General features: G+C 34.6%; 6 protein-coding genes and 1 pseudogene. All 7 read left to right on the top strand.

The features are described 5' to 3' along the window. The coding region (locus tag DK858_RS00935; RefSeq protein ID WP_458368148.1) for a T6SS immunity protein Tli3 family protein at nucleotides 1–766 on the top strand (766 nt) is incomplete at its 5' end. Nucleotides 767–815: 49 nt separating this feature from the next. Further along, nucleotides 816–1,223: a T6SS effector phospholipase Tle3 domain-containing protein gene (locus DK858_RS00930; RefSeq protein WP_109395828.1), complete on the top strand. Its 408-nt coding sequence runs from the start codon at nucleotides 816–818 to the stop codon at nucleotides 1,221–1,223. After that, nucleotides 1,178–1,405: pseudogene (locus tag DK858_RS18540) on the top strand (hypothetical protein); the annotation flags it as partial. The gene DK858_RS00930 and the pseudogene DK858_RS18540, both read left to right, overlap by 46 nt. Nucleotides 1,406–1,630: 225 nt before the next feature. After that, a complete protein-coding gene (locus DK858_RS00925) occupies nucleotides 1,631–2,245 on the top strand; it encodes an effector protein Tle3 domain-containing protein (protein ID WP_109395827.1) in 615 nt (204 codons plus the stop codon). Between the two features lie 19 nt (nucleotides 2,246–2,264). Beyond that, on the top strand, nucleotides 2,265–2,519 hold the full coding sequence (locus tag DK858_RS00920) for a PAAR domain-containing protein (protein WP_109395826.1): 255 nt from the start codon (nucleotides 2,265–2,267) through the stop codon (nucleotides 2,517–2,519). After that, nucleotides 2,520–3,917 carry a hypothetical protein gene (locus tag DK858_RS00915; protein WP_109395825.1) on the top strand — a complete coding sequence of 466 codons (1,398 nt, stop codon included), beginning with the start codon at nucleotides 2,520–2,522 and terminating at the stop codon, nucleotides 3,915–3,917. After that, nucleotides 3,917–7,246 carry an ImcF-related family protein gene (locus tag DK858_RS00910; protein ID WP_228407136.1) on the top strand — a complete coding sequence of 1,110 codons (3,330 nt, stop codon included), beginning with the start codon at nucleotides 3,917–3,919 and terminating at the stop codon, nucleotides 7,244–7,246. The genes DK858_RS00915 and DK858_RS00910 overlap by 1 nt, the downstream gene beginning before the upstream one ends. Nucleotides 7,247–7,277 lie beyond the last annotated feature (31 nt).

Here is a 7,277-nt window from a genome sequence, read left to right as displayed (position 1 = left end):
ATTACATCGACTTAAATTTCCCTTACTGTTTATTTTGAGTGCCACACTATTAACCGGCTGTTTATCATTAAAAGAAAAAGCCGCCATTAAAGCAGAGCAAGATAAAATTGAACAACAACGTCAATTAGCCGAATTGCGGAAAACCTTTAAACCGCCCGTGGTCATTTACCGTATTGACGACCATCGTTTTTTTACCCTTGAAGAATTTAATGAAAAACGAGAAGGCTATACTTTTTATAACAACACGCAAACGCAAGCCCACTTTAAAGTGTATAACGGTTCGGCATGTAACTTTCGTGGCCGTTTAATTTGGGCTGCTACACAGGATGACTATGTTGCGTTTCCTGCTACATCCAGTAATTGGCATGGCTGTGCAGGTCGGCGTGATGGCTGCCAGAGCTCGATTCTACAGTACTTTAAGGGGAAGTTCATGCCAGTAGTTATGCCTTTGGGTAATAAAACACTCAACCCAGTGAAAGAGACTGAATATTTCACCCTTGTGGTAACAGATAATCACTATTATATCGGAAAAAGCTATACTCCCCCTCCTAAAAAAGAACCACTAAGCGACTTATATTGGGAGAAATACTCTTATGATACAAATGAGGATATAAAAAATAGAATATCAAAGCCTCATGCGTTAGAAGCCCCTTCCTATGAAATAAAAACCCCATCAGGGCAAACTCAATTTGATTGCAGTGATCCCTCTATTTCCCCCATGTCAAAGCTGGGGGATTATGGTGTGGATTATCGGTTAGTAAAATAGATTTACTTTAATACTCCCGCTTATCTATTCTATTTAAAAGATAAAAATGATGAATCAAGAAAATACCAAAACTTCTAGGTTATTAAAACCTAAAGAATGCCTTGATAGTACCCAAGAATGGAAATCAAGTACTCATGCGTCTGATATCGGTGGAGAAATTCATGTTAAACCTCATTTACCTGGCATTATTATTTTTGTTCATGGAGTTAATTCAGAAGGGGAATGGTATGAAGATGCTGAAAAACATTTATGTGAAGGATTAAATAAACGATTAAATCTCCCTGAAAAATTTAAATTAACACCTAATGAATATTATATAAATAGATTTTATCCTGATGAAAAAGATATTGAGAATAGTCGTTATAAAATTGAACATAACTCACATAAAATAAAAAATCACATAACTCTCCAATTATTCGCTTTTATTGGGGATACCGTTCTAATAAAGATGAAATAAAAAAATACGATATACCATTAAAAAATAAAAAAGGAGATAGTTATCTTCGACTCGAGAAAGAGATTATTGCGGAAAAATATGATGAATATTCCTCCTTCACTGAAACTAAAGACGATCATTATGATCCTTATTTATACTTAAGTAGTGATAAAGAAAAAAAGCTATTTATTTCACAAAAACTGAGTAAACAACATGGTATTTTTTATTGGAATGGTGGACCTTTTCAAAATGGCACTAATCAAGAAGAATGTACATTATATGTCCGTATATTAGGTAGAAATATACCTTGTGGAGCACCTCCAGATTCACCAACTGATGCCAATAAAAGTACTATTTTTTGTAATGACAAAAGCCAATATTGTGATGGAACCTCTTTTTGGGAAAATAATACTAAATCCACACATTATATGACATGGCCTAAACCAGACAAAAATACCAAAATTTATATTAATGGTCCCGAAGTACCAAATCCCATCCAAAGCAATGAAATGCTAGAATTTGATGAAACTTATACAAATGGTATTACGGATTTTGATGCAGCAAGACAAAATAAAGGACTTTATGGCTATGGATTTGGTCAAGTTGACCCTATTGAAAATAAACCCATTGATTCTGATTATTATTATTTAATTGATTTTTATGATTATGATCGTATCCAAATTCCTTTTACCGAAGAAGAAAAAAAAGCCCGTAGAAGTGATACTAACCTTACCCCTAATGAAAAAAATGAAACACATCGATTCGAAACACTAGAAGAAAGCAGAGAGAGATTTCGTACTTATATACAACGTGGTACTGACCATAGCTCTTTGCCTAAAAATGAAAACTTTTTAAAACGCGTTGTCGCTTATGACTTACCCATTGGTTATTGTGAAATCGGCAAATGCCCCGAAAAAATGAATGAATTAAGAAAATTTGCAGATTGGCAAAGTGGCTTAGATATCTATATGGAGGAAGGTAAATTAGATCTACCTGAAATGCCAAAAGAAATATCTAACCCTGATTTATCAAAAATTAAATAATCAACTTGGAGAGAATAAAATGAAAAATATTATTCGATTAGGTGATCCTACATCACATGGAGGTAAAGTTATATCATCAAGTGCTACTCTTATTGTTGATGGGAAAAATGCCACTCTTCTTTATGATACTGTTTCATGTCCTCTACACGGGAATAATCAAATTATTGAAAGTAGTTCACATTATAATGAAAATGGTAAAGGGATTGTATTTGATGGTTGTAAAACACAATGTGGTGCTATTGTTTACTCAAGTTGTAATGATATGGAGATATAAATGAAATATTGGATACCTCCATACAATCCTCCACCTTGGAAAAACAAACCATTTCCATTATTAACTTTAAGTACCTTTATAATATTTATAAATTCAGTTTACTTTTTAATTTTAAAATTCACATTAAAGATTGACTTTAAAAATTATATAATGAGTAATGATGGTTTTATATTATCTTCAATTATTTTCCTTTTTTCATTCTTTTTAATATCTGCTTATACCTTATTTTGGGAGATAAAGAAAACACTATATATTTACTGGTGTTTTTGGCAAGCGGATTTATTAACCAAATGGATTAAATCAAAACAAGATAATTTATATTTAATTTATTCAAATATAATATCTAATAATCCATCAATTATTTCTAACTTCAATAACGAAAAATCATTTGAAAAAACAGAGCTAAAAAACAGATTAATAGATTTAGAAAAAGAAGGAGTGGTTGGTGAAGAAAGAGTTTTCTATATAGTGAAACTTTTAATAAATAGTATCAAGGATATAAAAATCAGTAAAAATGAAAACTATTTAATTATAATAAATAGTTTATTTGAACAGAGTTATTTTATAAAAAATAAATTAAAATCATTTTTTGATGACTACTTAAATAATTGTGAGTTCATCTTTCAAAAAAAACCAAACTATAGCAAACAATTAAATTTAATTAGAAAAAAGAAAGCAACTACATTTATTTTCTCAATTAATAACTATTCATTGTCTACTAATGAAGAAAATGAATTTGCAAGTTTAATTATACTATCTCATAACCAAGAAAAGAGATTTTTAAAATTATTTCAACCAATGCCATTTAATATGGATAATATAGATGAAAGCATCAAAACAATGACATTAATTCAACAACAAAGTAATAAGGATATAAAACAGGTTAATTTCATTGATATTGAAGAAATAAAATCAAGCAATATCTTGATAAAGTTAAGAAACGAAAAAAGCTATCAGTTATCCTTAGAAAGCTATCCCCAAGGTTACTTTTTTAATGAATATATAGATAATTATAAAGAATTATCTATATTTCATTTATTGGCTCTAATTTACTTATCAAGATTTAAAGAAACTAGTCAGCTTTTATTTTATAAATCGGATAAAAACTATTATTGCCAAACAATAGGAGTTCAAAAATCACACATTGACAATCATTACTGGAACATATCAAAACCATTATTTCCACTAGGTACTCTTCTGGTTGGTTTTTTTGCTCTTATTTCAGTCATTTTTAAGAATATAATTGACCACGTCGAATTTAACAGTGAAAGAATAATAATCACATCAACCTCCTTTCTTTTTACTATCATAATAATTAGTGTAATTAAAAAAATTTATATTAATTTTTACTGGAAAATTCATTTTTTAAACACGCTTAACAAAAAATGGAATTTATGATGAAATCAAAAATAACACGCTATCTTTCACTCTTTGTCATTATTTCAATAATTTCATTAGCTACAATTTTGTTCTTATTTATTATTTTTAATAAAACATCTATCACAGTAACTCAATCGTACTTAATGATTGGTTCAGTTATTTTCTCCTTAATAGTGCTTTTTTTCCTTTCTCGCTACCTTAAACCTAATATAATTATGGATATTGAAGCTAATGATAAAAAAGATAAGATAAACAAAAAAAATGACAGAGTAAATGATTGGAATAAATATATAAAAGAAAACTACTCATTTACTTACAAGTCAAAACTATCAATCCAACTCCTTATCGGCTCCCCCCTTTCTATAGAAAAACTCACTCCCAACCTAACAACGGATATCTGGCAAGAAAATAACGGCACATTGCTTATTTATGGTGGCGATATCCATCAACCTATTGATGAAAATTTAATTCAAGATTTAAAACAACTGCGCCGACGTCGTCCGCTTGATGCGGTTATTTGGGTCTCTGAAAACAGCTTATCGCAACAACCATTGGGTCATTCTTTATTTAATCACTTAAACCCCGCCAATACAGACACCGCAAGCCGTTATTTCCACCAGCTCTTTCGTCAATTACGCTGGCAGGCACCTATTTGGCTATGGAACGTCAGTAATAGCGGTGAAATAACCGCAGATGAAACACCTACAGTGCTGTATTCAGCCCCCTTAAAAGCCACTTCTGAAACACTTTCTAATAACTTAAAAACACTTTTACCTGCATTAGTAGAACAAGGTACACACGCTGTCTTACACAATCAAACACATACCTATTTACTGGCTTTAGCCCGTTTTCTACAACATGAAGGATGTGAAAAACTCGCCAATAACTTGGCGCCACTTTTATCGGGTTATCGCTCATTACCCTTTGCAGGCATGCTCTTTAGTACACCTGTTCGTGAGAATTTATCTTCATCTTCCACGATATCGTTAAATAACCAATGGACAGATAATACACACTGGAAAGCGCTACTCTCTGCAAATAAACAGCTTCCACCACAATTAAAAGCTTCACCTTTAGGTTTAAATTCAAAACGCATTTTACAATATACTGCCGCAACGGCCATGACGTTGTGGGGCATTGGTATGGTGGTCTCTTACTTGATGAATCGCCAATTAATTACCCAAAGCCAACAACAAGCGCAATTAGCAACGGACAATCACCAATCTGAACTTGCGCGTTTACAAGCCCAATATGGTTTGCAACAAACCTTGGGGTTATTGAGTTATCGAGAACAGAATGCAGTGCCATTTTGGTTACGCTTTGGCTTAAGTAGTAATAGCTCATTGCTTAGTCATCTCTGGCCGGTTTATAGTCAATCTATGTTACCGTTATTACGGGATTCAACTCAGCATCATCTTGAAACTTATCTTCAAAGCTTTGTGCAGCTTCCCCCCGAAAGTGCTGAACGCACAGAAGGGGCTCAATCTGCTTATCAAACATTAAAAGCCTATTTGATGATGAGTGAACCGTCTCGTATCAAACCGGCTTTTTTTACTGAAAGCGTACTCAATATTTGGCATCAAAATGAAGATCTAAAAGAAGGTGAATGGCAAACATTAGGCACGGAGCTATTAACCTTCTATGCCGCTCAATTACCGTATCATAATGAATGGACTATCAAACCTAATCGCAATTTAGTCGCTGGAAGTCGCACTATCCTTATTCGCCAAATTGGTCAACGTAATGGCGAGTCTGCGCTTTATCAAAAAATCTTACAACAGGCACAGCATAACTTTGCAGAGATGACATTAGAGGATATGACAGGGGATACCGATGTCAGTTTCTTACTCAGCACCTCTGAAACCATACCCGGTATTTTTACGCGCAAAGCGTGGGAAGAATCGATTGAACCCGCAATTAAAAAAGCGGTTCATGAAAGACGAGAAGAAATAGATTGGGTATTAAGTGACACACAAAAAGAGACCGATATTGATATCTCACCTGAAAAACTGCAACAAAATCTCACCGAGCGCTATTTTAATGATTTTTCGGGCAGTTGGTTAAGCTTTCTTAATGGCTTACAGTGGCGAGAAACACAGAGTTTATCCGATACGATTGATCAACTCACACTCATGAGCGATATCAGACAGTCCCCCATTATTGCGTTGATGAATACGCTTTCTTACCAAGGCAAAACGGGTCGTCAGCAAGAAAAGCTCGCTGACTCTTTTGTAAATTCCGCCAAAGACTTATTAAACAAAGAGCAACAACCGGTAATTAGCCAAAAAGCCGAGTTCACAGGTCCCTTAGAGCCTGTTTTTGCACCAATACTGGCTTTTACTGATCCGCAATCTGCTGTACAAAATAGTGATACATTAAGCTTACAAGCCTATCTCACACGGGTAACGCGAGTGCGTTTAAAACTGCAACAAGTGGTTAATGCCCCCGATCCCCAAGCGATGTCTCAAGCCTTAGCAAGAAGTGTTTTTGAAGGAAAAACGGTCGATTTATCAGAAACGCAAGACTACGGAAGCTTAATCGCCGCAAGCTTTGGCCAAGAGTGGAATGGATTTGGGCAAACACTACTGGTACAACCCCTATCTCAAGCATGGCAACAGCTATTAGCGCCGACTTCGCAAGGTATCAACACCCAATGGCGAAATGCGGTTGTGAATGATTGGAATAGCGCCTTTGGTGGACGTTATCCACTCAAAAATACGCAAAGTGAGATCTCACTGCCTCTTATGGCGCAATATTTACGCCCTGATAATGGACGTATTCAACGTTTTCTTGAAACTCACCTTAATGGTGTTTTACATAAAGAGGGGACACATTGGGTACCCGATACCACCAATGCTCAAGGCTTAACCTTTAATCCCGAGTTCTTAAAAGCCTTAGATAAATTAAGCTACTTAGGGGATGTGGTTTTTGCGAATGGTGAAGCACGCCTTTATTTTGAATTACGTCCGGGTACCTCTCCAAACATTATGCAAACCCATCTTATGATAGATAAACAGTCTCTTATCTATGATAACCAACAACCCCAATGGCAACGCTTTGTCTGGCCAGCGGATACCGTTGCCTCTGGTGCATCACTGAGTTGGATCACAACCAATACAGGCACACGTATTTATGGCGATTATCGTGGCGTCTGGGGCATTATTCGTTTATTGGAAGATGCCAATATCACCCCTTATGCCGGTAGCACCAGCAGTTATTCAGTCAGTTGGAAAACCTTAAATGGACAATCTCTTAATTACACCTTAAGAACAGAAATGGGTGATGGTCCAATTGCACTCTTACAACTCCGTAATTTTGTGTTACCGGAAAAGATTTTTTTGGATTAAATAAAAATCACATTCCCTAATATCTCAAAAG

This window comes from Proteus faecis, assembly GCF_003144395.1.
Taxonomy (GTDB): domain Bacteria; phylum Pseudomonadota; class Gammaproteobacteria; order Enterobacterales; family Enterobacteriaceae; genus Proteus; species Proteus faecis.
Note: the sequence above shows the minus strand (reverse complement) of the source record. Positions and strands in the feature narration are given on the sequence as shown.

Excerpts from the sequence above, each read along its gene's own strand:
- DK858_RS00920 (WP_109395826.1), top strand. The coding sequence starts at position 2,265 with ATGAAAAATATTATTCGATTAGGTGATCCTACATCACATGGAGGTAAA.
- DK858_RS00915 (WP_109395825.1), top strand. The coding sequence starts at position 2,520 with ATGAAATATTGGATACCTCCATACAATCCTCCACCTTGGAAAAACAAA.
- DK858_RS00930 (WP_109395828.1), top strand. The coding sequence starts at position 816 with ATGAATCAAGAAAATACCAAAACTTCTAGGTTATTAAAACCTAAAGAA.
- DK858_RS00925 (WP_109395827.1), top strand. The coding sequence starts at position 1,631 with ATGACATGGCCTAAACCAGACAAAAATACCAAAATTTATATTAATGGT.
- DK858_RS00910 (WP_228407136.1), top strand. The coding sequence starts at position 3,917 with ATGAAATCAAAAATAACACGCTATCTTTCACTCTTTGTCATTATTTCA.